This is a genomic window from Nocardioides sp. URHA0032, from assembly GCF_000620645.1.
Lineage (GTDB): Bacteria > Actinomycetota > Actinomycetes > Propionibacteriales > Nocardioidaceae > Nocardioides.
The window spans coordinates 171280-194269 of sequence record NZ_JIAV01000019.1; the positions used below are offsets into that span (position 1 = coordinate 171280).

Sequence of the window (22990 nt, forward strand, 5' to 3'; positions counted from 1 at the left end):
CTCAGTGTCCTTCCAGGTGGAACGTCGTGGTGGAGGTCGAGCTCGCGACCAGCCTGCCCGACGCGACGACGTACGCCGGCGCGTCGTGGTGGCCGACGACCTCGCGGAGCGTCGGGTGCGGGTGGACGACGAGATCCGCGTTGCCGCCCTCGGCGAGCCGGTGGCCGGCCACGCCGAGGACGTCGGCGGCGGTCGTGGTGACGGCGTCGTACACCAGGTCGATGCCGGCGCTGTCGACCGCCTCGAGAGCGTGCGCGGCGAGGAACGCGACCTCGACCATGTTGTGCCGGCCGAACGGGTAGTACGCGTCCTCGATGTCGTCCTGGCCGAGCGCGACCGGCACCCCCATCGCCGTGAGCTCGCGGACCGGGAGGTGCAGCGGGCCGGTGTGCGGGTCGCTGACGAAGCCGAGGCCGGCGCGCTTCACGAGGCCGGCGAGGCGCTCGAGGGTCGGCCGGGCGTAGAGGCCGACGGCGCGCGCGTGGTTCGCGACGCCGCGGCCCTCGAGGCCGTGCTCGAGCATCGCGGTCGCGAGCATCTCGGTGGTGCGCAGGCTCGCGTCACCGGCGTCGTCGACCAGCATCGCGACCCGGCGGCCGTGCGCCGCGGCGAGCTCGCACATCCGGCGGACGTGCTCATGGGCCTCGGCGTCGGTGTGCTCGATCCACGGGATGCCGCCGACCACGTCCGCACCGAGGTCGATCGCCTCGCGCACCAGCTCCTCCGCACCGGGGTCGCGCACCAGGCCGTCCTGGGGGAACGCGACCACCTGGAGGTCGACCACGCCGCGGAACTCCTCGCGCAGCGCGAGCAGCGGGACGACGCCCTCGAGCCGCGCCCTGGTGTCGACGTCGGCGAAGGCGAGCACGTGGCGGACGCCGTACCGGACCGCCTCGAGCACCGCCGCGCGGGCGTTCGGCTCGATCCAGCTGCGGTCGTAGTCGGCCTTGACGGCCGAGGCGAGCTCGATGGAGTGGAGCGCGGAGCCCATCTCCCCGGACGTGTACGCCGTCAGCGCGGCGTCGCCGATCCGGTCCAGCGTGTGCACCTTGTCCAAGTGCAGGTGGCCGTTCGCGAAGCTCTCGGTGACCAGGCCGCCGGCGGCGTCGATCTCCTCGGCGCCGGTCAGGGGGTCCCGCGTGACGGCGGCGATCCGGCCCTCGTCGATGCCGATCTGGAAGCGCCCGTCCCGACCGCGCAGCGTCGCGTCCGCGACGACGAGCTGGTGGGTGGGCACGCGTCGATTCAACCGGTCCGGCTCCGCAGCGGGCCACGGCATCGATTGCCGACGAAGGGCCCGTTCTCCGGCAACATCTGCCAGCAGACGTCCTAGGCGTCCGGGGCCCGGTCGTTGTAGACGCCGGCCTCCTCCTGGCCGGACAGGGCCTGGATGGCGCGCATGATCTCGTCGGTGACCTCGCGCCGCGCCCGGCCCAGCGGCACGCCGTCGTACCGGCCCGCGACCTGGATCGGGTCGCCGAAGGTGACCGAGATCGGCACGACGCGCGGGAACCGGGCGCCGACCGGCTGGAGCCGCTCCGTGCCGGTGATGCCCACGGGGACGACGGGGACGCTCGCGGTCAGCGCGAGGTGCGCGACGCCGGTGCGGCCGCGGTAGAGCCGGCCGTCACGCGAGCGGGTGCCCTCGGGGTAGAGGCCGAACGCCCCGCCGTCGGCGAGCACCGCGAGTGCGGTGTCCAGGCTGGCGATCGCCGCCCGCGGATCGTCGCGGTCGACGGGCAGCATGCCCATCCCCTCGAACCACGCCTTCTGCAGCGTGCCCTTCACCCCGCCGCCGCGGAAGTAGTCGGACTTCGCCAGGAAGTGCACCTTGCGGGGCGCCACGATCGGGATCACCAGCGAGTCGGCGAAGCTCAGGTGGTTGCTGGCCAGGATCACCGCCCCGGTGCGCGGCACGTTCTCGAGGCCGGTCACCGTCGGGCGCCAGACCACCTTGGCGAGGGGCGGGACCACCGTGTGCAGGACCGAGTACATGACCACCGCCCCAGTGTCGCGGTTACCCGTCGGTCTATCGACTCGGTGCCACACTGGCGAGATGGCCGACGTCGACATCCAGCAGCACATCCAGTCGCTCATCGAAGAGGAGCACCGCCTGCGCGACTCGCTCGCGGACGGCGACATCTCCCCGGGTGAGGAGCACGAGAAGCTCCGCGGCATCGAGGTGGAGCTCGACCAGTGCTGGGACCTCCTCCGCCAGCGGCGGGCCCGGCGGGCCGCCGGCCAGGACCCGGCCGACACCGCCGTACGTCCGCCGGGCACGGTGGAGAACTACCGCCAGTAGCGGAGCCGGGGCGAAATAGGTGAAGGGCCCTCGGAAGTATGAGTTCCAAGGGCCCTTCGTTGACCGGTACTGGTGACGCTCCCGGTCGACTGCTCTTCCACTCCGGTCCCGGCGGCCTCATCACCCAGCCACCGCGGCGGCCCACCGGCAAGCCGGCGAACCTCCGTCTGGACCCTCGTCTCCGAGCTGTCCCGCCTTCCCTTGCGGGAGGGCGTGGGAGAAGTTCTATGCCCTCGGGGAACAGCTGCGCAAGGGCTTTCGCCGACATTCCCTCGGTTCCACCGAAAGTCACCCACTGCTCCACAGATCGACGCCTCGTCGTCCACAGGAAGTGCTCCGATTCCCACAGTTGAGCGGGATTCCTGTGGAGAGTCGTCGTCGGCGACGCCGCCGGCGCATGAGGACGGCGATCCGCGGGCACCCGGGCCCGGACACAAGAGAAGGGCCCTTGCGAGTATGAGTCGCAAGGGCCCTTCGGGTGACCGGTACCGGTGACGCTTCCGGTCGACAGCTCATCCACTCCGGTCCCAGCGACCTCGTCACCCAGCCGCTGCGCCGCGCTCCGGCAAGCCGGCTCGCGTCGTTCGGACCCTCGTCTCCGAGCTGTCCCGCTCTCCGTTGCCGGAGGGCGTGGGAGAAGTTCTATGCCCGTCGCGAACCGGTGCGCAAGGGCTTTCGCCCACAAACTTCGGGTCCCACAGGAACTGGCCGGTCGCCCACAGGTACGACCCCGGTACTCCACAGCCGACCGGGCCATTGTCCCCAGGTTTTCCACCGGAGGCTGTGGAAAAGAATCGCGTTGCGTCGGCGTTCGCCGGCCGCCTAGCGTCGCGCGGGTGGCCTCCGACCTCGCCGCCCTCTGCTTCGACGCCCACGACCCCACCGCGCTCGCGCGGTTCTGGTCCGAGCTGCTGGGGTGGGAGATGGTGACGGACGCCGCGGACCGCGTCGCCCTCGTGCCCCGCGACGACACCGGCTACCGGCTGCGGTTCCTCCCGGCCACCGCCGGCAAGGCCGGTCCGAACCGCGTCCATCTCGACCTGACCAGCTCGACCTGGGACGAGCAGCGCGCCACCGTCGAGCTGGTCCTCGCCCGCGGCGGCCGGCACCTCGACTTCGTGCTCGGCCCGGACGAGCACCATGTACCGCTCGCCGATCCCGAGGGCAACGAGCTCTGCGTGATCGGGCCCGGGAACCGGTTCCTCGACGGCTGCGGACGCATCGGCGCCATCAACTGCGAGGGCACCCGCGGGGTCGGCCACTTCTGGAGCGAGGCGCTCGGCTGGCCACTGGTCTGGGACCAGGACGAGGAGACTGCGATCCAGTCGCCGCGAGGCGGCTCCAAGATCACCTGGAGCGGTCCCCCGGTGGCCCCGAAGACCGGCGCGGGCCGCCAGCACCTCGACCTCGTGCCCTCCGCCGGCACCGACCGGGCAGCCGAGGTCGCGCGTCTGGTCGCCCTCGGCGCCACCCGGCTCGACCAGGCGCAGCTGGCCGACCCCGACGGCAACGAGTTCTGCCTCGCTCATGGGTGACTTCCTGGCCGAGTGGCAGACCTGGCGGACCGCCCGTGAGGCGCGCCTGCGGGACCCGCACGGGTGGCTGGCGATCACCGCCATCCACTGGCTGACCGCCGAGCCGCAGCGCTTCGACGACCTGCCCGGCGAGTGGCGCAGCGAGCAGGACGGCCCCGTCGTCACCCTCGACGACGGCGAGCGCCGGCTGGGGCCGGTCGACGAGGACGGCCTGACCCTTGCTTTCCTGGGCGTCACCGCGGAGGTGGCCGACCGCGACGGCCGGGTGATCGTGCGGCCCCGCCGTCCCGACTCGGCGAACCTGCGCACCTACCGGGGCACGCCCTGCTATCCGCCCGACCCCGCGTGGGTCGTCGCGGGCCGCCTCCGACGCTCCCGGGCTGTCGTGTTCGAGCGCGACGGTGCCGAGCACCGGCTGGTCGCGTGGCCGGAGGACGACGGCCGCCTGTGGATCCTGTTCCGCGACGCGACCTCTGGCGTCACGACGTACGCCGCCATGCGGCAGCTGCTCACCTCTCCCCCGGCAGCCGACGGGACGGTCGAGCTCGACTTCAACCGAGCACACAACATGCCGTGCGCCTACACCGACTTCGCCACGTGTCCCGTACCGCCGGCGGAGAACACGCTGCCGTTCGCGGTGGACGCGGGCGAGCAGGTGCCCCTGATGTCCTAGCCGGGCTCGGTTAGCGTGGCCGCATGGCTGTGACGGTGCGGAGGACGACCTCCCACCTCGATGCCTGGGAGACGATCCGCGGCGAGACGCGGTGGATCGACTACTCATGCCAGGAGGTCCACGGCGTCCTGACGGTCTACGCGCACCTGTTCCGCCGGGTCCGGGACCGCCTCGACGACAGCCGCGACGTCCTCTTCTGGAAACCCGCGACCACGAAGGTCGCCCAGCAGTACCCCGCCGGCGAGTGGGCGGAGGTCGTGCACGACGAACGAGCATGGCCGCCGGTCGGGGTCGAGCCGGTCCCGCGTCGATCCCGGCACCGCGCTACGGGATGAGGCCCGGGTCGGCCTAGTTCCGACGGTGGAACCTGGTGTGGTGTTTCGGGCAGAGGAGCCTGCCGTGGTCGACGTCGGTGGGTCCGCCGCGGCTCCAGGGGATGTCGTGATGGACGTGGCACATCGCCGGCGGCCAGTCGCAGCCGGGCTCGGTGCAGTGCTGGTCCCGGATCCCGATCGCGATGCGCTGTGCCTTGGTGTGGAACCGGCGGGTGCGGCCGAGGTCGAGGACCTCCGAGGGTCCGCCGAGCACGGCGGGGATGATCCCGGCCTCGCAGGCCAGCCGGCGGGCGGTGGCGGCGGTGATCTTCTCCCCGGTGTCCAGGCGTGCGGCCTGCTCGAGCCGGCCCTCGAGAGCCTCCAGGGTCATGGTGACCACCACGGTCGCCGACACCCCGCCGGTCTGCGGGAGCTGGTGGGCGGGGTAGCGCTCGATGAGCTCGCAGAACGCCCGGCCCCTCCGTTCGGGTCCGGGCCGCAGCGGAACGCTGGGTTCCTGCGGGTCCTGCCGTTTGGGGCGGCGATCGCGAGCAGCATCTTCTTCAGCGCGGCGCCGTGGAAGGACGGGACGGTGAACCGGCCGTGGGTCTTGCCGTGGCCGTCGTCGGCCATGACCAGGTTGGTGGCGAGCAGCGCGTCGCGCTCTTCGCGGGCGAGCTGCCGCGCCTCGTACTCATCCGCCAGGTCGGGTGCGACCACGTCCATCAGCCGCTTGCCCAGGACCCGCAACCTCGGGGCGGTGTGCTCGCGTCCGGCGGCGACCAGGTGCCGCTCGGCGCGATCGACCAGGGCGGTGTCGAGGTCGCCGGGCAGCTGGTCGAGCGCGGCGACGATCACCCGGGCCTGCTCGACCACCAGGTCACCCGCGGCCAGCGCGTCGCGGACATGACCGCGGGTCACCAGCGCCTGCCCGAGGTTGACCTGGCCCAGCACCACGGGCCTGGTCTGCCGGGTCCGATGCGCCCACGCATCCACGGCCTCGTCGTCGGCGTGCTCGGCCACCCGGGCCTCCAGCTCGGCGACCTTTGCCTTCAACCGGGTCAGCTCGATCAGCGTCGTCGTGGTCTCTGCGGGCTCCATGGACCACACCGACGCATCGGCGACCGCATCGATCTGGGAGTGGGCGTGGGCGACGGCCACCGAGACCCGGTGCCGGGGTGTGGCCATCGCTGTCATGGGTCCACTCAAGCATCGAGCACCGACAGTGAGAGGCCCAGAAGCCCTTGCTCCACAGGGATCTGGGTAACGAACAGGTCACGATTCCGAGACGCTTTCCACAGGCCGCGCGGCCCCCGGCGGGCCCGCAAGCCGGGAACCGACGGCGACCACCCGCCCACCGCTCCCGTAGCTGCCTTTTCGGTCGCCACCACCCCACGGCCCGAGAGCCGCGGACATCACCCCGCAACCGCCGCCTCGAACGCCGCGGCCACCTCGAGGAGGAACCGGTCGCGGCCGTGGGCGGCGACGATCTGGATCCCCACCGGGAGGCCGGAGGCGGTGTGGCCGAACGGGACCGAGATCGCGGGGCAGCCGGTGACGGTGATGAAGTACGCCGCACGCATCCAGTCGAGGTAGGTCGCCATCGGCTGACCGTTGATGGAGGTCGGGAACTCCTGGTCGGCCGGGAACGGCGGCACCTGGGACACCGGCAGCACGAGCACGTCGTACGACGAGAAGAACTCCCGCATCCGCTCCGACAGCGTGGTGCGCTGGGCGTACGCGCGGGCGACGTCGGCACCGGTCAGCGCCTCGCCGAGCCGGATGTTGTCGGCGAGCGACTGCTTGAAGGCGTCCGGGTGCTCGGCCAGGAGCGCGCCGAACCGCGCCTGGAAGTGCCAGGCCCGCAGGGTGCGGAACGTGTCGTCGGCCTCGGAGAGGTCCGGGTGGGCGGAGTCGACGCTCCCGAAGACCGATGCCGACGAGGACACGATCGCGGCCACCTCGTCGTCCACCTCGAAGGCTCCGCCCAGGTCGACCGACAGCGCCACGCGCAGCCCGGACAGCGAGCCGGACAGGGGCGGTGCGAACGAGGAGCCCGAGTCGCCCAGTGCCAGCGGCGCACGGGGGTCGGGTCCGGCGAGCACCGACAGCAGCAACGCCAGGTCACCGACGTTGCGGGCCATCGGGCCGCCCACCGAGGTGGTCTCCCACTGGTTGGACTGCGGCCACTCCGGCACCCGCCCGAGCGACGGCCGCAGCCCGACCACGCCGCAGAACGACGCCGGGTTGCGCAGCGAGCCGCCCATGTCCGAGCCGTCCGCGAGCGGGACCATGCCGGACGCCAGCGCGCACGCCGCACCGCCGGACGAGCCGCCGGCCGACCGGCTCGGGTCGACCGGGTTCAACGTCGTGCCGAAGAGCGTGTTGAACGTGTGCGAGCCGGCCGCGAACTCCGGCACGTTGGTCTTGCCGATCACCACCACACCGGCGCGGCGTACCCGCTCGACGAGCAGCTCGTCCCGGTCCGGGACGTGGTCGGCGAACAGCGGCGAGCCGTACGTCGTCCGCCACCCCGCGACCTCGTGGGTGTCCTTGAACGCGAACGGCAGCCCGTGCAGCGGCCCGACCTCGACGCCGGACGCGAGCGCCTCATCTGCCGCCAGCGCTCCCTCGCGAGCCCGCTCCTCGTCGAGCGAGACGATGGCGTTCAGCAGGGGGTTGCGCTTCGCGATCCGCGCCAGGTGCAGCTCGAGGAGCTCACGCGCGGAGATCTCGCGCCGGCGTACGGCGGCCGCCTGGTCGCGTGCGGTCGACTCGACCGTCAGAGTCATCGGCGGCCGAACAATCGCCCGACCACGACCCCGAGCACCACCAGCCCGGCCCCGACGGCGATGCCCTTCGCGAAGTCGCCCTGCGACGAGACGGCGGAGCGAGGCGGCGCGGAGAAGACCGCGGCCCCGGCCGGGGTCTCGCCGACGGCGACCTGCTCCGACGCACCGGCCGCGGCCGTCACCGGGGCGGAGAGCGTCCGGCCGACGTTGCCGAAGAACTCACCGGCCATCCGCCTGGACACCGAGGTGAGCATCCGCTGGCCGACGCCGCCGACCATGCCGCCGACGACCGCGTCCGCCTCGTAGGAGATGGCCGTGGTGTCCGCGGTCGGCGAGGCGAACGACACCTGCACGGTGGCGTCGATGGTGCCGGGCGCACCCGCACCCGAGAGGCGCATGGTCATGCCCTCGTGCTCCACGAGGTCCGAGAGGGTGCACTGGCCCTGGTACGTGCCCTTGATCGCGGCCACGCCCGCCGTCACGGTCATGTCGTAGGCGTGATCACCGGGGCCGCCGGTCGCGACCAGCCGCTCGCAGCCCGGGATGGTCGCGACCAGCACGCGCGGGTCGAGCAACGCCTCCCAGACCTTCTCGACGGGCTGCTCGACGACGTTCGATCCAGCGATCTTCATGAGTGCTCCTGGCGCAGGGTGTACAGCTCGGACGGCGAGATCGGCATCGCCGTGATGGTCAGGCCCTCGGCGTCCTCGATGGCGGCGGCGAACACGGCGGCGGACGGGATCACGCCGGCCTCGCCCGCGCCCTTGATGCCGAGCGGGTTCAGGGGGGACGGCGTCTCGAGGTGGTCGATGTCGATGCCGTCCGGGATCTCGGTGACGTAGGGCATCAGGAAGTCCATGAACGACGCGTTGAGCAGCTGCCCGGACTCGTCGTACGCCATCCGCTCGTAGAGCGCTCCCCCGACGCCCTGGGCCACGCCGCCGTGGATCTGGCCCTCCACGATCATCGGGTTGATCAGGTGGCCGCAGTCGTGGACGACGGCGTACTTGAGGATCGTGATCTCGGCGGTCAGCGGATCGGTCTCGACGATGACCGCGTGCATGCCGGAGGCGAACGTCGCCCGCTCGGGCGAGTAGAAGTCCTTGCCCTCCAGGCCCGGCTCCTCGTCCTCCGCGACCGGGGGCTTGCCGGGGTCGCCGATCGAGAACTGCGTGGCCGCCCTGGACTTCTCGTCGAAGGCGTAGCGCAGCGGGTTGGACAGCACCGACACGGTGCCGAGGTCGATGGAGTTGCCGGGCGAGCCCTTCACCGACACCACGCCGTCCACGATCTCGAGGTCGTTCTCGTCGGCCTCGAGCGCCTCGGCGGCGATCTTGAGCACCTTCTCCCTGGTCCGCTTCGCGGCGAGGTGGATCGCCGAGCCGCTCATCACGGCGGCGCGTGAGGCGAACGTGCCCACGGCGTACGGCATCCGGCGGGTGTCGCCGGTGACGACCTCGACGTCCTCGAACTTCACGCCGAGCTCGTCGGCCACCAGCTGCGCGAACACCGTCGCGTGGCCCTGTCCCTGCGTCGTGAGCCCGGTCGCGACCTTGACCTTGCCGGAGGTCTCGACGTGCACGTGGGCGCCTTCGTACGGACCGACGCCGGTGCCCTCGACGTAGCAGGCGAGGCCGATGCCGACCTGCCGTCCCTGGGCCGCCATCTCCGCCTTGAACGCCGGGAACTCGTCCCAGCCGACGAGCTCCTTGAGCTTCTCCAACGACGCCGGGTAGTCACCGGAGTCGTACTCGAGCTCGCGGCCGTCCTGGAAGATCAGCCCCTGGTCGTAGGGGAACTCGTCGGGCTGGATGAAGTTCAGCGCACGCACGTCGGCGCGGTCCTTGCCGAGGTACGCCGCGATCGCGTCCATCGTCCGCTCCATGGCGAAGCAGCCCTGTGGCCGGCCGGCTCCGCGGTACGGCGTCACCATCACGGTGTTGGTGTACAGGGACTCGAACACGACCCGGTAGTTCTGCGGCTTGTAGGGGCCGAGCAGCTGGGTCGAGGTGATGATCGGGACGATCAGGCCGTACGGCGTGAACGCGCCGTGGTCGTGCCAGAACTCGACGTCCAGCCCGTGCAGCCGGCCGTCGTCGTCGAATCCGACCTCGATGTGCTGCACCTGGCCGCGCTCGTGCGCAGAGGAGATGAAGTGCTCGCGGCGGTCCTCGGTGAACTTCACCGTGCGGCCGAGCGCCCGGGCCGCCAGCGGCACCAGCAGCTCCTCGGGCCACGGGTGGTTGATCTTCACCCCGAAGCCGCCGCCGACGTCCGGCGTGATCACGTCGACCTGGCCGAGGTCGAGGCCCATCTTGACCGCGACCGCGGCACGGACCCCGGTCGAGCTCTGGGTGGACGTCCAGACCTGGAGCCGGTTGATGTCGGGATCCCAACGGGCGACGGTGCCGCGGCCCTCCATCGGCATGCACGCACTGCGCTCGATCGTCAGGTCGAGCTCGAGCCGGTGCGGGGCGTTCGCGATAGCGGTGACCGCGTCGCCGACGCTCTGCTCCAGCCTGGCACCGACGTTGCCGGGCACGTCCTCGTGCACGAGCGCGGTCGCGGCGCGCGCGGCGTCGACGCCGACGACCGGCGTCAGGAACTCGTAGTCGACGCGGATCCGCGACACGGCGTCCTCGGCGACGTACCGGTCCTCGGCGACGACGAACGCGATCGCCTCGCCGACGTAGTTGACCTCGTCCTTCGCCAGTGCGTACTGCGTGCGCCCGTGCGTGAGCGCCGGGTGCGGGATCAGCAGCGGCAACGGCTCGGCCATCGGGCCGGTGAGGTCGTCGTAGGTGTAGACCGCGTGCACGCCCTCGACGTCGAGGACGTCGGCCACGTCGATGTCGAGGATCCGCGCGTGGGCGTGCGGGGACCGGAGCACGGCGGCATGCAGCGTGTCGGAGCCGATCGCGACGTCGTCGACGTACCGGCCCTGGCCGCGCAGGAAGCGCTGGTCCTCGACCCGCTTCACGCCCTGGCCCATCAGCTTCGTCGTCATGCGGGGTCCCCTCGGAAGTGCGGGGTGGCGGAGCGAAGCGGGGGAAGCCCGCAGTTCCGTGGGGTGCTCATGCGGGGTCCCCTCGGAAGTGCGGGGTGGCGGAGCGAAGCGGGGGAAGCCCGCAGTTCCGTGGGGTGCTCATGCACCCAGTCCCGTCGACGCGGTGTCCTCGTCCCGGTCCTCGGACGGTAGCTGCGCCGACCCGGGGCGCGGCGGCTCCGGCGGCGACTCACCCGCTGCCGTGCCCGCCAGCTCCGCGGCTCGCTCGACCGCCTTGACGATGTTCTGGTAGCCGGTGCAGCGGCACAGGTTGCCCGCGATCATGTCGCGCGCCTCGTCGTGCGTGGGGTGCGGGTTCTGCCGCAACCCGGCCGTGATCGTGGTCAGGAAGCCCGGCGTGCAGAAGCCGCACTGCAGCCCGTGGCAGTCCATGAACGCCTGCTGGACCGGGCCGAGCGAGCCGTCGTCGTTCGCCAGGCCCTCGACGGTCGTGAGCTCGTGGTACGCCGCTGAGACCGCGAACATCAGGCAGGACCGCATCGGGGCACCGTCGACGAGGATCGTGCAGGCGCCGCAGACGCCGTGCTCACAACCGACGTGGGTGCCGGTGAGGCCGAGGTCGTGGCGCAGCGCGTCCGACAGCAGCCGGCGTGCGGGGACCCGGACCTCGTGGGTCGTCCCGTTCACCGTCAGCCGTACGTCGTGCAGCTCCTCGCTCACATGCCCTCCCGAGCCATCTCCTGTGCAGATCGAACCACCCGCGTGGTGAGCACCCGCACGAGCTGAGAGCGGTACGCCGCGGTGGCGTGGATGTCGTCCATCGGCTCGAGCTGCGCGAGGGCCGCGTCGCCCAGCTCGTCGTCGGCGACACCGGACAGGTCGACGACCGTCGGCACGTCGCTGACGGACAGGAACCCGACCCGGACCGACTCCCCCTCGACCAGCGCTGCCGCACCGACGAGGGCGTAGTCGCCGTGCCGCCGGGCGATCTCCTCGAACCCCACCCCGGCACCGGGCCGCAGGGCCGGGAAGAACGCGGCGACCGCGATCTCGTCGTGCCCCACCGAGGACTCGAGCGGGCCGACGTAGAGCTCGTCGGCGGGGATCGTCCGGCGACCCGACGGTCCCTCGACCTCGACCGAGCCGCCGAGCAGCGTGAGCACCACCGGCATCTCCGCGGCCGCGTCGGCGTGCACGATCGACCCGACGGTGGTGCCGCGGTTGCGGATCGTGGCGTGGGCGACGTCGGCGAGCGCGAGCGGGACGAGCGGCTGCACGCGGCGTACGTCGTCCGAGGCCAGGACGGCGGCGTGCCGGGCGAGCGCCCCCACGCGCACGCCCGGCTCGTCGCCCTCGCCCGTGACCTCGATGGTGTCCAGGCCCGGGAGCCCGTTGATGTCCACCAGCAGCGACGGTGCCGCGAGACGCATGGACAGCAGCGGGACCAGGCTCTGGCCACCCGCCAGCACCTTGGCGTCCGGCTCGCCGGCCAGGGCCGCGATCGCTTCCGAGAGCGTCCCCGGCCGGCGGTAGTCGAAGGGTGCTGGCTTCACTCAGTCATTCCTCGGGTCGGTCCTCAGTGCTTGTGGTCGCCGTGGTCGTGGTGGTGCGGAGCCGCGTGGTCCTCCACGTGCGCACCAGTCTGGCCGACCGCGATCACCGCCCCGTCGTCGTCGCCCTTCGGCGCCACCCAGCGGGCCAGGTGGTAGCCGGCGATGACGACGATCGTGCCGAGCGCGATGCCGCCGAGCACGAAGTCGTCGGTGATCTTGAAGAACGCGCTCGAGTCACCGGCGTCGAGGCCGATGCCCAGGATCAGGCCGGCGGCCACTGGGACCAGGTTGACCGGGTTCGCGAAGTTCACCCGGTTCTCGACCCAGATCTTCGCGCCGAGCAGGCCGATCATGCCGTAGAGCACGATCGTGATGCCGGCGAGGACGCCGCCCGGGGTCGCCGCGACGACCTGGCCGAACTTCGGGATGAAGCCCAACAGGATCGCGACGATGGCCGCGACGAAGTACGCCGCCGTCGAGTAGACCCGGGTCGCCGCCATGACGCCGATGTTCTCGGCGTACGTCGTGGTCGGAGAGCCGCCGACGGCCGAGGCGATCACGGTGCCGACACCGTCCGCGGCGATGGCCCGCCCCATGACCGGGTCGAGGTCGCGACCGGTCATGCCGGCGACGGCCTTGACGTGGCCCATGTTCTCCGCGATCAGTGCGATCACGGCGGGGAGCGCCAGCAGCGTGAAGGTCAGCGAGAAGCTCGGCAGGTGCCAGCCGACCTCCGCCATGTTGTTGGCGCCGCCGAAAGGCGACTGGTTGCCGACCAGGCCGTCGGCGGTGTGCGGCGGGAAGCCGAACCAGTCCGCGGCCTTGACGTTGTCCCAGCTCACGCGGTCGCCCGTGACCCCGCCGACGCCGAGCACGTCGAAGAGCCAGGAGAGCAGGTAGCCGAACACCAGGCCGAGGAAGATCGCGATCCGGCCGAAGAAACCGCGCAGGCCCACCGCCATCAGGATCACCGCGGTCATGGTGATGATCGCCATCCAGCGGTCGGCCGGCATGTAGACCTTGGTCGCGACCGTGGCCAGGTTGAAGCCGATGATCATCACGACCGCGCCGGTGACGACCGGCGGCAGCACGGCGTTGACGACGTCCGCACCCAGGTAGTGGACGATGACGCCGACGATCGCGAGCACGACGCCCGAGACCAGGATCGCGCCCGTGACGTCCGCGGGCCCACCGTCCTGGGCATAGATGGCGGCGGCGCCACCGACGAACGACGCCGAGGTACCGAGGTAGCTCGGGACGACGCCCTTGACGATCAGCAGGAAGCAGATCGTGGCGATACCGCTCATCAGGATCGCGAGGTTCGGGTTGAGACCCATGACGAGCGGGAACACGAAGGTCGCACCGAACATCGCGATCACGTGCTGGGCGCCCAGGCCCACCGTCTTGCCCCAGGCCAGACGCTGGTCGGGGGCTACCGCCTCACCGGGTTTGGGATCGACGACTTGCCACTTGAACATCGACATGACAGCACCCTTTCGCTGTGTGGGGGCCCGAGTTCCCGCACAAACTAGTGATGTTCATGACACACCCACGACGGCGAGAAATGCCGAAGGAACGCCGTAGCCGCTGGCACCTGTTGTGGGCGCGGCGGGGTGGTACGGACCGGCCGGACGGCAGGTCAGCCGGTGATCTCGTGCACCCGCAGCGCCACGGCCACGTCGAGCCGCAGGTGCGGGTCGGTGGACAGCGGGCCGAGCAGCCGCTCCAGCTTGGAGACCCGGTAGCGCATCGTGTTGTAGTGGAAGAACTGCACGCGGGCCGCCTCGGCGACGTTGAAGTTCGTGTCCAGCAGCACCTGCAGCGTCTCGCGCAGGTCCGCGGCCTCCGTGGTGTCCGCGGCGAGCGGGCCGAGGACGTCGCGGACGAACGACCGCAGCTCCCCGTTCCCCTCCGGCCCGTCCGGGATCAGCGCGATCAGCCGGTGCAGCCCCAGCTGGTCGAAGAACGTCGTCGACCCGCCGCCGCGGACCCGGCGGCCGACCTCGACCGCGCGCCGCGCCTGCGCGTACGCCTCCGGCAACCGGTCCAGGCTGGGCGCGACCCGGCTGACGCCGACGGAGAACGGCCGGCGACCCCCGCCCTTGTCGCCGGCGACGGCCAGCACCGCCCGGCGTACGACGTCGTGGCCGACCTCGTCGGACTCGCCGACCGGCAGCAGCGCCACCACCTCGGAGGAGAAGTCGACCGCGGGGATCCCGCGCCCCACCGTGTCGGTCACCTGCCGCCAGGCGGCCGAGAACCGCTCCTGCCACTGCCGGCGCTGGGCGCTGGAGGCCGGCTCGTCGGCCGGGTCGATCTCCGCGGCGACCACGACCACGGGCCGGTCCAGCTCCCAGCCGAAGGTCGCGGCGTGCTCGGCGACGTACGCCGGATCGGCCGCCCGCCGCAGCAGCAGGTCGCGCAGGAAGTCGCCCTGGTACTTGTTCTCGACGGCGTTGACCGCCTCCTCGCGGGTGATCAGCAGCGCCGCGACCGCCGCGGCCCGCTCGAGCGCGTGCACGTCGTCGTCGGCCAGCGGGCGGCCGAGCCGGACGCACACAAGCCGGGCCAGGTCCGTTCCCCCGGCGGCCACCCGGAGCGCGCGCACGGTGCCGTCCACGTCCATCCGCTCGACGCGCAGCCGCCCGGTGGGGTCGACGAGGCCCGCGTCCACGAGCGCGGCGCGCACGTCGGCGGACATCGATCCCGCGCGCTCGCGACCGTCGGTCGAGGTGAACGCGACGCCGGCGTCGAGCACGCTGGCGACCTCGGCTGCGATGCCGTCCAGATTGCCGCCCTCGAGGACGATCCGGGTCAGCGCGGTGTGCAGCGCGTCGACCCGGGCGAGGGCCGCGCTCGCGCGCTCTTCCGGGTCACCGGTTATCAACTCTTGCACTCCCCTGACCGTTCCGTTGGCACAACCTCACATCGGCAAACGGTAACCCGCCCCGATAGCGTCGGCGAGGTGATCCCCGTGAGTGCGCCGCCGCGAGTGCGGTCGCAACTGCGGGAGGCCCCCGACGGCCCGGTCCCGATCGTGCACCGCGGCGCGGACGCCGTGTACGTCGACGTCGGCGGCCGGATCGTCGGCGTCGTCGGCCGCCGTGCGGTCGCCGTGCCCTGTGCGTTGCGCTCGGCGGTCGACCGGTTCGACGTGACCGAGGCGGCGCTCCTCGGCGGCGAGCTCCGCCTCGACGGCGAACCCCTCCGGGTGGGCCGGCTGGTCGACGTGACCGTGCCCCGGCTGGCGGTCCGATGGACGCACCCCGCGTCACCACCCGGCGACATCGGCCGGATGGTCGGCCGCGGCGACGGGTTGACGCCGTACGACGACGACGTGCTCTGCGGCTGGTTCGCCGTGCACCGGGCGGCCGGCGTCGCCACGCCCGAGGTGGACGCCGCGGTGCGGGCCCGGCTCGGGAGCACCACGCTGCTGTCCGCGACGCTCCTGGACTGCGCCATGCACGGCGAGGTGATCCCCGAGTTCGCCGCCTGGCTGGCCGCACCGGACGACCCGGCCCGCGCCGCGGCCCTGGCGGCCGTCGGCCACTCCTCCGGGCGCGGCCTGCTGCAAGGCGGCCGCGCCGTACTCGACCAGCTGAGAGGTGCCGCATGACCAGCCCCGGACCGACCCACGTCGAGCTCCGGCCCGGCGCGTACGCCGACTCCGTCACCCTGCTGCAGGTCTCCCGGACCGTGCAGGGCCTGGACGGCGTGGTCGCTGCGCAGGTCGCGATGGCCACCACGCTCAACATCGAGGTGCTGACCGGCATGGGCTTCGACGTCCCCGCCGCGGCCACGCCCAACGACCTCGTCGTGGCGCTCCGCCTCGATGACGCCGACCGGCTGGCCACGGCTCTGGCCGGGGTCGACCAGGCGCTGCGGGACGCGAACCGCCGCGAGAGCGGACCCGCCCAGGAGGCGCCGCCGCGCACCACCGGCAGCGCCTTCCGGCGCACTGCCGGGACCTCGGGCCACGAGGCGATCGCGCTGGTGTCGGTGCCGGGCGCGAGCGCGTTCGTCGAGGCGATGGACGCGCTCGAGGCGGGCCAGGACGTGATGGTGTTCAGCGACAACGTGCCGCTGGAGCAGGAGGTCGCGCTGAAGCGGGTCGCCGCCGAGCACGGCCTGCTCGTGATGGGCCCGGACTGCGGCACCGCCGTGGTCGGTGGGCTCGGGCTCGGCTTCGCGAACACCGTCTCCCCCGGGCCGGTCGGCATCGTCGCGGCGTCCGGGACCGGCTGCCAGCAGGTCCTCGCGCTCCTCGACCACGCCGGCGTCGGTGTCTCGTCGGCGCTGGGCGTGGGCGGCCGCGACCTGTCCGCCGAGGTCCGTGGCCTCGCCACCCGCGAGGCCATGCGCCGGCTGGACGAGGATCCCTCGGTCGAGCTGATCGTGCTGGTCTCCAAGCCGCCGGCCGAGGACGTCGCCGCGGAGGTCGAGGAGTACGCCGGCACGCTCGCGACGCCCGTCGAGTACGCGCTGCTCGGTCCCGGGCGTCCCGACCTGACCGCCGCGACCGAGTCGGTGCTGCGCCGCCTGGGCCGGGAGGTTCCCGCCTGGCCGGTCTCGGGCTCGGCCCCGGCCGGCGCCGGTGCCGTCCGCGGGCTGTTCGTCGGCGGCACCCTGGCCAGCGAGGCCCGGCTGATCACGGAGCTGGTCGCGGGGACGCAGGGCGGCCACACGTTCGTGGACTTCGGCGACGACGAGTACACCGCCGGTCGCGCGCACCCGATGATCGACCCCTCGATCCGCCTCGAGCACCTCGCCCGCGCCGCGGCCGACCCGGCCACCGGCGTACTGCTGCTGGACGTGGTGCTCGGCCACGGCGCCGAGCCCGACCCGGCCGCGTCCCTCGCGCCCGCGCTCGCCGGGATCGGCAAGCCGGTCGTGGTCGCGGTCGTCGGCACCGACGCCGACCCGCAGGGCCTCGCCGGCCAGGTCCGTGCGCTCGCGGATGCCGGGGCCGAGGTGCACCTGTCCAACGCCGGCGCCACCCGCCGCGCGATCGAGCTGGCCGGAGGTCACCAGTGAACAAGCGGAGCGAGCTCACCATTCGAAGCTGCGCGCCATGTGCCTCATGCGCGCACGGAGCGAAGCGAGTACGTGCATGAGCACGCCCACCGCCGTCGTCAACGTCGGCGCCGACCTGTTCGCCGACGCCGTCGAGGACCAGGCCGTCCCGGTGACCCGGGTCGACTGGCGCCCGCCGATGGAGGGCACCGAGGCCGACCTCGCCGCGGTCGCGGCCGACCCGCTGCGGCGTACGGCGAACGAGCGCGCCCTCGCCGCGATGCTCGACGTCACCGCGACCCTGGTCGACGTCGCCCCCGCGGCGGAGCTGCTCGGCCTGGAGCGCGGCGAGTTCCTGCACGCCGGCCCGCCGATGACCTGGGACCGGGCGTCCGGCCCGCTGCGCGGCGCGCTGATGGGCGGTGCCGCGCTCGAGGGACTCGTCGAGGACCCCGAGGCCGCCGTCCCGCTGTTCGAGTCCGGCTCCTCGGTATCGCTGGAGCCCTGCCACCACCGCTCCGCGGTCGGCCCGATGGCCGGCGTCGTCACCCCGAGCATGTGGATGTTCGTGCTCGAGGACGCCGCGACGGGCCGGCGCACCTACTGCTCGCTGAACGAGGGCCTCGGCAAGGTGCTCCGGTACGGCGCCTACTCCCCCGACGTGCTGATCCGGCTGCGCTGGATGGGGGACGTGCTCGGCCCGCTGCTGCAGGCCGCCGTGCGCGCCCAGGTGGACTCCGGAGCAGGCCCGGTCGACGTGACCGGCATCCTCACCCAGATGCTCCAGATGGGCGACGAGGCCCACAACCGGAACCGGGCCGGCACGCTGATGCTGCTGCGCGACCTCTCCCCCGCGATGGTGCTCTGCAGTGAGGGGGCCGGCTTCGACAGCGCGGACGTCGCCGGGTCCCTGAGGTTCATCGGCGGCAACGACCACTTCTTCCTCAACCTCGCGATGCCCGCGTGCAAGCTGGCGCTGGACGCCGCCCGCGGCATCGAGGGCTCGACGATGGTCGTCGCGATGGCCCGCAACGGCACCGACTTCGGCATCCAGGTCGCCGGCACCGGCGACGAGTGGTTCACCGGACCGGCGCAGCTCGCGGACGGACTGTTCCTCGGTGACTACGGCCCCGACGACGCGAACCCGGACATCGGCGACAGCGCGATCACCGAGACCGCCGGCATCGGCGGCTTCGCGATGGCGACCGCTCCCGCGATCGTGCGGTTCGTCGGCGGCTCGGTGCCCGACGCGCTCGCGACGACCCGCCGGATGCACGAGATCACGCTGGGCGAGAACCCGCGCTGGTCGGTGCCGGTCCTGGAGTTCCAGGGCACGCCCACCGGCATCGACGTGACCAAGGTGTGCCGGACCGGGATCCTGCCGCAGATCAACACCGGCATGGCCGGCAAGGTCGCGGGCGTCGGCCAGGTCGGCGCCGGGCTCGTCACTCCTCCCGCGGAGATCTTCCCGAAGGCGCTGGCGCGGCTCGCAGCGCGGGCGGTCGCCAGAACGCCTTCTTGATGTCGACGTTGCCGGTTGGCCGCAACGGGGTCCCCTCCTCGAGGTAGTGCTGTCGCGCCTCGCCCTCGTGGCACTGCGGCAGCGACCCGTCCGACCGCACCACCCGCCACCAGGTCACCGCACCGCCGTGCCTCGCCATCGTCGAGCCGACCAGCCGCGGGCCACCACCGCCGAGCAGCGCGCCGACGACCTCGGCGATGGCGCCGTACGTCGACACCCGGCCGCGCGGGATCGCCTCCACGCACTGCAGCACCCGCTCGACGTACTCCTCGTGGTCCAGGCTCACGAGTCGGTCCTCCGCACCTCGACCGCCGCGGTGGCCGCGACGGTGGCGACGCAGGCGGCGGCGACGCCGAGCACCCAGATGCCCGGCTGCTCCGGCTCGCCGTGCAGCGCCCGGACCGCCGCCCAGGCAGCGGGCACGGTCAACGCCACGAGGGCACCGCGCCGCACCCAGAGCAACACCGTGGCGCGGTCGAGCGGCTGCTGCCGCGGTCCGTACGCCGCCAGGAGCCCCGCCAGGTGCCCGGCCAGCAGTGCGACGGCCGCGACCAGGACCCAGGCCGGCACCCCGTCGCCGAGGGAGATCGTCCACCAGGCCAGCACGACCAGCCCGGCGCCCGCGGCCACCGGGGAGTCCGGGGCAGCGGCCGCGGTGGCGCCCAGGCCGGCCACGGGCAGCACGATCCACAACGGGGGCCAGTGCCCGGCGGGCCCGGTCATCAGCAGCGCGACCACCGGGCCGAGCAGCACGATCGCCCGGAGCACGAGCTGCGAGCGCGGGGTCACCGGCTCACCACCCGCGGCAGCTGCGCCCGCCGGGCCAGCCGGCGCATCACGTCGTCGAGGGTGCCCGGGCCACGCCACGCGACGACCGGGCAGCCGAGCGCGGTCAGCCGGTCGAGCACGACGGTCCGCTCCACCCGGCGCATCCGCCACGCCAGCGAGGCCAGGGCGGGGTCGACACCTTCGGCGACCGCGGGCTCGGCGTCGGGTGGCAGCGTGTCGACCACCAGCACCGCGACGCCGCGCCGGGTCAGGGTGGCGGCGACCGTCCCGATCGACTCCGCGAGCATCGGCGACAGGACGATGACCACGGCGCCGCCGGTCACGCCGAGCTGCAGTGACCCTTCGCCGGCCTCGCCGACCCGCACGGTCGCGAGCTGGTCCTGGATCCGGCGCAGGTGCCGGGCGCCGGCGCCGTACCCGACCTGCTCCCGACCGCGGCCCACCACGCGCAGCGCGACCCGGTCGCCGGCGCGGACGTGGTGCTCGGCGATCGCCGCGGCGGCACGGACGGTGAGGTCCATGCTGCTGGCGGCGCCGTCGACGCCCTCCGAGACACCGTGGTCGGCGAGCGCGTCGACGACGAGGAGCACGCCGGTGTCCTCCTCGGCGCGGCTCGTGACGACGTGCAGCGCTCCGGTGCGCAGCGAGACCCGCCAGTTGACCCGGCGCAGCCGGTCGCCCGCGAGGAACGGACGGATGCCCAACAGCTCGGACCCGCTGCCGGCGCGGCGCGAGCGGTTCGAGCCCACCAGGCCCAGCGGCTGCGGGGCCTCCGCACGGGAGTCGTACGGCGCGGTGGTGGGCAGCACCCGCACCGGCTGGCCGCCGCGCGCGACCGGTCCGAACCGGAAGCCGGCCCACGGGGTGTAGAGGGCGACGTTCTCCTCCCCCAGCAGCCGGCGGCCCCAGCGCCGCGGGCTCAGCTCGAGGACGGGCGTGCCGTGCCCGAGCAGGCCACCGACCCGGCCGCCGTGCGGTCGCTGGACGACGTACGGCGGCCGGCCGGCCGCGCGGGTGACGTACTCGACGTCGTCGGCGCCCGTCAGCGTGAGCCGCGACGTGGTCCCCAGCCCCTCCTGGAGCACCGCGTGGTCGAGGCGCGAGTCGATCCGCGGCTCGCGGGTGGGCCGGTGCACCAGGGTGACCGCCGCGAGCACGACGAACGGCGCCGCCAGCACGAGCACCGCGGGCTTGCCCGCGACCAGCGCCAGCGCGAGTCCGACCCCGGCGAGCACCAGGGCCCGGCCGAGGGACGCGGTCGCGCGCCACCCGCTCACGGATGACCGATCGTGGACGGGGTGGGGACCTGCTGGAGCACCGCGTCGACGACCGACCGGCCGCTCGCGTCGGTCATCCAGAGCTCGGGCTTGACCGTGATCCGGTGTGCGAGGACGGACCGCGCGATCGCCTTCACGTCCTCGGGCACCACGTAGTCGCGGCCGCGCAGCAGGGCGAACGACCGGGCGGCGAGCACCAGGCCGAGGGAGCCACGGGGCGAGGCCCCGGTGAGGACGTCGGGGTGGGTGCGGGTGGCGACCGCGAGGTCGACGCAGTACCTGCCGACGCTCTCGTCGACGGTCACGGTCTCGACGGCCCCCTGCATCGCGAGCAGGCCGGCGCCGTCGGTGACCGCGTCGAGGTCGACCTCCTCCTGGCGGCGCTGCATCCGGCGGGCGAGCACGACGTACTCCTCGTTGCGCGCCGGGTAGCCGAAGCTGACCCGGAGCAGGAACCGGTCCAGCTGCGCCTCGGGCAGCGGGAAGGTGCCTTCGTACTCGATCGGGTTCGCGGTCGCGAGCACGTGGAACGGCGCGGGCAGGAGGAACGTCTCGCCCTCGACGGTCACCTGGCGCTCCTGCATCGCCTCGAGCAGCGCCGCCTGGGTCTTCGGCGGCGTGCGGTTGATCTCGTCCGCGAGCAGCAGGTTCGTGAACAGCGGGCCGCGGCGGAAGTCGAACTCGCCGCGCCGTTGGTCGTAGACGAAGGACCCCGTGAGGTCGGCCGGCAGCAGGTCGGGAGTGAACTGCGCGCGGGTGAAGTCGATGCCGAGGGCCCGGGCGAAGGACCGCGCCGCGAGGGTCTTGCCGAGGCCCGGGAAGTCCTCGAGCAGCACGTGCCCCTTCGCGAGCACGGCGGCGAGCACCTGCATCAGGGCGTCACGCTTCCCGACGACCGCCTTCTCGACCTCGTCGACGACGCGGGCGGCGAGCGCGGCGGCGTCCTGCACGGACAGGTCCCTGGTGTCTCCTGAGGTGGTCACAGCTCCTCGATCCTGGTCAGGCAGCGGTCGATGTCGGCCGGCGAGAGCCGGCGGACGGGTCCGGAGATCACGGCGGCCAGCTCGGGCCCGATCAGCGCCTCCGCGCGCGGGTCGCCGCGGCCCACGGCGTACCGCTGGCGCAGCACCTGGTCGGTGAGCGTCGCGAGCCGGTCGCGGAGCGCGGCGTCGTCGCTGCGGGCCGTGAGGTGGGCCTCGATCAGGTTGACGTAGCGGGAGAGCCGCGGGTCGCCGCCCTCCCGCACGGACGGGCGCTCGACCTCGACGGTCCAGGTCGGGCTCGCGTCCGAGAGGGTGTCGAGCACGAGGCCGAGCACGCCGACGCAGGTCGCCACCAGCAGGGCGAGGCGTACGGCGTCGGGGCCGGCGTGGGCGAGCTCCAGGACGACCTCCAGGACCGCGAACACGACCACGCCCGCGGCCGCGCGGCGCCACCATCGACGACGGTTCATGCCGGGAGCCCGACGGTCCGGTGGATCGTGTCGAGGGCCGCGAGCGCCTCCTGGCGGTGGGCCTCGGTGACCTCGTGCTCGGAGAACCGCGCCTCGCGGTAGAGCGACCCGAGCCGGGACACCGCGGGCTGGTGGGCGTCAACGAGGTCGAGCACGCGCATCGTGTACTCCGAGGAGGTCTCCCACGGATGGCGCTCGACCCCGGCTGCCGCGGCCTGGGCCTCGAACCGGTGCCAGCAGGCGACCACCGCGTTGCGGGGGGTGTCCGCCTCGATGAGCGCACGCCGCTGCTGCTCGGCGTCCTCGAGCATCGCCCGGGCGATCGCCGCGGGCGGTTCGAGCACCGCGAAGTCGGCCTCGTCCCCGTTACCGCGCCGCCCCGAGCGCAGCCGCCGCCGACGGGTCCTGCTCCAGGACAGCAGCGGCTTCCCGACGTACCGGAGCAGCAGGTAGCCGACGAGTAGGGCGGCGGCGACGTCGACGAGGAACGCCACGGTGCGCACCCAGCCGGGTGTTCCCTGGCTGTCCTCCTTCTCGCCGGTCCGCAGCGCGCCGGCGTCGCGGCTCGGCGCGTCGTCGAAGGTCGGCGTCCCGGCCCTGGACGGGCCCGGGCCGGTGAGCACCTCGCTCGGGCCGATCGAGGCGGCCCACGCGCCGAGCACGATGACGAGCAGCGCGGTCGCCACGACGGCCGCGACCGCGGTCGTCCCTGCGCGCCGAGCTGTCATGACGGCAAACTAGCCGACGTGGCCGACGGCCC

The 22990-nt window shown here is 73.1% G+C and carries 24 protein-coding genes; 7 read left to right on the forward strand and 17 right to left on the reverse strand.

Annotation, left to right across the window (positions count from 1 at the left end):
- Position 1: 1 nt before the first annotated feature.
- Positions 2–1237 (reverse strand): amidohydrolase family protein, encoded by a 1236-nt coding sequence (locus N538_RS0109570; protein ID WP_028637125.1) that lies wholly within the window; start codon positions 1235–1237, stop codon positions 2–4.
- A 92-nt stretch (positions 1238–1329) separates the two neighbouring features.
- Positions 1330–1995 carry a lysophospholipid acyltransferase family protein gene (locus N538_RS0109575; protein ID WP_028637126.1) on the reverse strand — a complete coding sequence of 222 codons (666 nt, stop codon included), beginning with the start codon at positions 1993–1995 and terminating at the stop codon, positions 1330–1332.
- 61 nt (positions 1996–2056) lie between these two features.
- On the opposite strand from N538_RS0109575, the gene N538_RS0109580 reads away from it, so the two are divergent.
- The 4 genes from N538_RS0109580 (at position 2057) to N538_RS0109595 (ending at position 4845) form a co-directional block, all read left to right on the forward strand.
- Positions 2057–2302 carry a DUF2630 family protein gene (locus N538_RS0109580; protein ID WP_028637127.1) on the forward strand — a complete coding sequence of 82 codons (246 nt, stop codon included), beginning with the start codon at positions 2057–2059 and terminating at the stop codon, positions 2300–2302.
- An 836-nt stretch (positions 2303–3138) separates the two neighbouring features.
- Positions 3139–3837: a VOC family protein gene (locus tag N538_RS0109585; protein ID WP_028637128.1), complete on the forward strand. Its 699-nt coding sequence runs from the start codon at positions 3139–3141 to the stop codon at positions 3835–3837.
- The gene (locus tag N538_RS0109590) at positions 3830–4510 is read left to right on the forward strand and encodes a DUF1684 domain-containing protein (protein WP_028637129.1); all 681 of its coding nucleotides are present in this window, start codon (positions 3830–3832) and stop codon (positions 4508–4510) included. Before N538_RS0109585 ends, N538_RS0109590 begins: the two co-directional genes overlap by 8 nt.
- Positions 4511–4533: 23 nt before the next feature.
- Complete coding sequence (locus tag N538_RS0109595) at positions 4534–4845, forward strand: hypothetical protein (protein ID WP_155992028.1); 312 nt, start codon at positions 4534–4536, stop codon at positions 4843–4845.
- Positions 4846–4858: 13 nt separating this feature from the next.
- On the opposite strand, the gene N538_RS29455 is transcribed toward N538_RS0109595, so the two are convergent.
- The 9 genes from N538_RS29455 to N538_RS24665 form a co-directional block, all read right to left on the reverse strand.
- Positions 4859–5326, reverse strand: coding sequence for an HNH endonuclease signature motif containing protein (locus tag N538_RS29455; protein ID WP_081790388.1), 468 nt, complete (start codon positions 5324–5326; stop codon positions 4859–4861).
- Positions 5212–6021 carry a DUF222 domain-containing protein gene (locus N538_RS29460; protein ID WP_081790389.1) on the reverse strand — a complete coding sequence of 270 codons (810 nt, stop codon included), beginning with the start codon at positions 6019–6021 and terminating at the stop codon, positions 5212–5214. Before N538_RS29460 ends, N538_RS29455 begins: the two co-directional genes overlap by 115 nt.
- 218 nt (positions 6022–6239) lie before the next feature.
- Positions 6240–7616, reverse strand: coding sequence for an amidase (locus N538_RS0109610; RefSeq protein ID WP_028637133.1), 1377 nt, complete (start codon positions 7614–7616; stop codon positions 6240–6242).
- Positions 7613–8248 carry an SRPBCC family protein gene (locus N538_RS0109615; protein ID WP_028637134.1) on the reverse strand — a complete coding sequence of 212 codons (636 nt, stop codon included), beginning with the start codon at positions 8246–8248 and terminating at the stop codon, positions 7613–7615. Before N538_RS0109615 ends, N538_RS0109610 begins: the two co-directional genes overlap by 4 nt.
- The gene (cutA, locus tag N538_RS0109620) at positions 8245–10623 is read right to left on the reverse strand and encodes an aerobic carbon-monoxide dehydrogenase large subunit (RefSeq protein ID WP_028637135.1); all 2379 of its coding nucleotides are present in this window, start codon (positions 10621–10623) and stop codon (positions 8245–8247) included. Before cutA ends, N538_RS0109615 begins: the two co-directional genes overlap by 4 nt.
- Before the next feature lie 138 nt (positions 10624–10761).
- Positions 10762–11343, reverse strand: a complete 582-nt coding sequence (locus tag N538_RS24660) for a (2Fe-2S)-binding protein (protein ID WP_081790390.1) — start codon at positions 11341–11343, stop codon at positions 10762–10764.
- Positions 11340–12176 carry an FAD binding domain-containing protein gene (locus N538_RS0109630; RefSeq protein ID WP_028637136.1) on the reverse strand — a complete coding sequence of 279 codons (837 nt, stop codon included), beginning with the start codon at positions 12174–12176 and terminating at the stop codon, positions 11340–11342. Before N538_RS0109630 ends, N538_RS24660 begins: the two co-directional genes overlap by 4 nt.
- A gap of 23 nt (positions 12177–12199) precedes the next feature.
- Positions 12200–13660, reverse strand: a complete 1461-nt coding sequence (locus N538_RS0109635; protein WP_028637137.1) for a uracil-xanthine permease family protein — start codon at positions 13658–13660, stop codon at positions 12200–12202.
- A gap of 155 nt (positions 13661–13815) precedes the next feature.
- Positions 13816–15072, reverse strand: a complete 1257-nt coding sequence (locus tag N538_RS24665; RefSeq protein ID WP_155992029.1) for a PucR family transcriptional regulator — start codon at positions 15070–15072, stop codon at positions 13816–13818.
- 69 nt (positions 15073–15141) lie between these two features.
- Here N538_RS24665 and N538_RS24670 point away from each other — a divergent pair, with 69 nt between their 5' ends.
- The 3 genes from N538_RS24670 to N538_RS0109655 all read left to right on the forward strand — a co-directional run bounded on the left by N538_RS24670 (position 15142) and on the right by N538_RS0109655 (position 18711).
- Positions 15142–15792 carry an oxamate carbamoyltransferase subunit AllH family protein gene (locus N538_RS24670; RefSeq protein WP_155992030.1) on the forward strand — a complete coding sequence of 217 codons (651 nt, stop codon included), beginning with the start codon at positions 15142–15144 and terminating at the stop codon, positions 15790–15792.
- On the forward strand, positions 15789–17210 hold the full coding sequence (locus N538_RS0109650) for an FdrA family protein (protein WP_028637138.1): 1422 nt from the start codon (positions 15789–15791) through the stop codon (positions 17208–17210). Before N538_RS24670 ends, N538_RS0109650 begins: the two co-directional genes overlap by 4 nt.
- 76 nt (positions 17211–17286) lie before the next feature.
- Positions 17287–18711 carry a DUF1116 domain-containing protein gene (locus N538_RS0109655; RefSeq protein ID WP_028637139.1) on the forward strand — a complete coding sequence of 475 codons (1425 nt, stop codon included), beginning with the start codon at positions 17287–17289 and terminating at the stop codon, positions 18709–18711.
- On the opposite strand, the gene N538_RS24675 is transcribed toward N538_RS0109655, so the two are convergent.
- The 6 genes from N538_RS24675 to N538_RS27345 are packed head-to-tail and all read right to left on the reverse strand — an operon-like array spanning position 18635 to position 22958.
- Positions 18635–18997 carry an MGMT family protein gene (locus N538_RS24675; RefSeq protein WP_197025295.1) on the reverse strand — a complete coding sequence of 121 codons (363 nt, stop codon included), beginning with the start codon at positions 18995–18997 and terminating at the stop codon, positions 18635–18637. The genes N538_RS0109655 and N538_RS24675 overlap by 77 nt on opposite strands.
- Positions 18994–19500 (reverse strand): hypothetical protein, encoded by a 507-nt coding sequence (locus tag N538_RS0109665; RefSeq protein ID WP_028637140.1) that lies wholly within the window; start codon positions 19498–19500, stop codon positions 18994–18996. Before N538_RS0109665 ends, N538_RS24675 begins: the two co-directional genes overlap by 4 nt.
- A complete protein-coding gene (locus tag N538_RS0109670) occupies positions 19497–20777 on the reverse strand; it encodes a DUF58 domain-containing protein (protein WP_028637141.1) in 1281 nt (426 codons plus the stop codon). Before N538_RS0109670 ends, N538_RS0109665 begins: the two co-directional genes overlap by 4 nt.
- A complete protein-coding gene (locus N538_RS0109675; protein WP_051549098.1) occupies positions 20774–21760 on the reverse strand; it encodes an AAA family ATPase in 987 nt (328 codons plus the stop codon). The genes N538_RS0109670 and N538_RS0109675 overlap by 4 nt, the downstream gene beginning before the upstream one ends.
- Positions 21757–22230 carry a hypothetical protein gene (locus N538_RS0109680; RefSeq protein WP_155992032.1) on the reverse strand — a complete coding sequence of 158 codons (474 nt, stop codon included), beginning with the start codon at positions 22228–22230 and terminating at the stop codon, positions 21757–21759. Before N538_RS0109680 ends, N538_RS0109675 begins: the two co-directional genes overlap by 4 nt.
- Positions 22227–22958 carry a DUF4129 domain-containing protein gene (locus N538_RS27345; RefSeq protein WP_081790391.1) on the reverse strand — a complete coding sequence of 244 codons (732 nt, stop codon included), beginning with the start codon at positions 22956–22958 and terminating at the stop codon, positions 22227–22229. The genes N538_RS0109680 and N538_RS27345 overlap by 4 nt, the downstream gene beginning before the upstream one ends.
- Positions 22959–22990: the final 32 nt, after the last annotated feature.

What these genes read in the sequence shown, in the direction of transcription:
- N538_RS0109575 (WP_028637126.1), bottom strand. Translation starts at nt 1,995, where the DNA reads ATGTACTCGGTCCTGCACACGGTGGTCCCGCCCCTCGCCAAGGTGGTC.
- N538_RS0109580 (WP_028637127.1), top strand. Translation starts at nt 2,057, where the DNA reads ATGGCCGACGTCGACATCCAGCAGCACATCCAGTCGCTCATCGAAGAG.
- N538_RS0109590 (WP_028637129.1), top strand. Translation starts at nt 3,830, where the DNA reads ATGGGTGACTTCCTGGCCGAGTGGCAGACCTGGCGGACCGCCCGTGAG.
- N538_RS0109595 (WP_155992028.1), top strand. Translation starts at nt 4,534, where the DNA reads ATGGCTGTGACGGTGCGGAGGACGACCTCCCACCTCGATGCCTGGGAG.
- N538_RS29460 (WP_081790389.1), bottom strand. Translation starts at nt 6,021, where the DNA reads ATGACAGCGATGGCCACACCCCGGCACCGGGTCTCGGTGGCCGTCGCC.
- N538_RS0109610 (WP_028637133.1), bottom strand. Translation starts at nt 7,616, where the DNA reads ATGACTCTGACGGTCGAGTCGACCGCACGCGACCAGGCGGCCGCCGTA.
- N538_RS0109615 (WP_028637134.1), bottom strand. Translation starts at nt 8,248, where the DNA reads ATGAAGATCGCTGGATCGAACGTCGTCGAGCAGCCCGTCGAGAAGGTC.
- cutA (WP_028637135.1), bottom strand. Translation starts at nt 10,623, where the DNA reads ATGACGACGAAGCTGATGGGCCAGGGCGTGAAGCGGGTCGAGGACCAG.
- N538_RS0109635 (WP_028637137.1), bottom strand. Translation starts at nt 13,660, where the DNA reads ATGTCGATGTTCAAGTGGCAAGTCGTCGATCCCAAACCCGGTGAGGCG.
- N538_RS0109650 (WP_028637138.1), top strand. Translation starts at nt 15,789, where the DNA reads ATGACCAGCCCCGGACCGACCCACGTCGAGCTCCGGCCCGGCGCGTAC.
- N538_RS0109655 (WP_028637139.1), top strand. Translation starts at nt 17,287, where the DNA reads ATGAGCACGCCCACCGCCGTCGTCAACGTCGGCGCCGACCTGTTCGCC.
- N538_RS0109680 (WP_155992032.1), bottom strand. Translation starts at nt 22,230, where the DNA reads ATGAACCGTCGTCGATGGTGGCGCCGCGCGGCCGCGGGCGTGGTCGTG.
- N538_RS27345 (WP_081790391.1), bottom strand. Translation starts at nt 22,958, where the DNA reads ATGACAGCTCGGCGCGCAGGGACGACCGCGGTCGCGGCCGTCGTGGCG.